The sequence below is a fragment of the Citrobacter sp. Awk 2 genome, assembly GCF_028069815.1.
Lineage (GTDB): Bacteria > Pseudomonadota > Gammaproteobacteria > Enterobacterales > Enterobacteriaceae > Citrobacter.
The window spans coordinates 1-732 of record NZ_JANEWL010000239.1; the positions used below are offsets into that span (position 1 = coordinate 1).

Annotated in this window: 1 protein-coding gene; it reads right to left on the minus strand. The window is 42.5% G+C overall.

Annotated elements, in window-relative coordinates:
• Window positions 1–41: 41 nt before the first annotated feature.
• The gene (locus NNO02_RS23430) at window positions 42–683 is read right to left on the minus strand and encodes a PIG-L deacetylase family protein (RefSeq protein ID WP_271441116.1); all 642 of its coding nucleotides are present in this window, start codon (window positions 681–683) and stop codon (window positions 42–44) included.
• Window positions 684–732 lie beyond the last annotated feature (49 nt).

Below are 732 nucleotides of genomic sequence, written 5' to 3' on the forward strand. Positions count from 1 at the left end.
TACACAGGCTCATCATAATAAAAATTATTGTTTTCATATAATTAGAGAATCATTTTGTGAACAACAAAACCTTCAGATAATTCACATCCGGCCTGTTGTCCTCGGAATTGGGCTACGGTACGCAGACGTTCTGTACGCATATAATCACGTTGCTGCTGGCTTTGATGAAATGAAAGCGCACGAAGTTTTTGAATAAAACAGTTCTCACTGACGTTTTCAAAAACCTGGGGAACAAACGTCAGCCAGGTACTGGGGGTTTCATAACCGAGAACCTGGGGAATATTTCTGCAGGCAACGATAGAAGCCTTATGTACCGCACGATGATCCTGATGCCGGTCAGAATCATGCATAGTATAAGCTCGCACGATGTTTATTCGTGCGGGAATGTGATTTGTGATGACATCTTCAAGTGATTTGATCATCGTATCAACAAAGTATGGTGTTCGTGTGTCCTCAAAATGAAACTGAAAAACCTGATGACAACCTAATGATGTTAATGCCGATTGAGATTCTGCGTGTCGGTCGGCTTTTAAAACGCACCCTTCAGCCCCTGCGGTCATGACGACGGCAGTAACGTGATAACCTTCTTTTATTAAGCGGGATAACGAGGCACCACATCCGAGTTCAATATCGTCCGGATGCGCACCTATTGCTAATATCCCTTTTTGGTATGATGTAACCATGATCAAATCCTTCACTTTTCTATGAAAGTGTTATCCGGGTGTTCAATGA

Coding starts and splice junctions, on each gene's coding strand:
- NNO02_RS23430 (WP_271441116.1), bottom strand. CDS start 683: ATGGTTACATCATACCAAAAAGGGATATTAGCAATAGGTGCGCATCCG.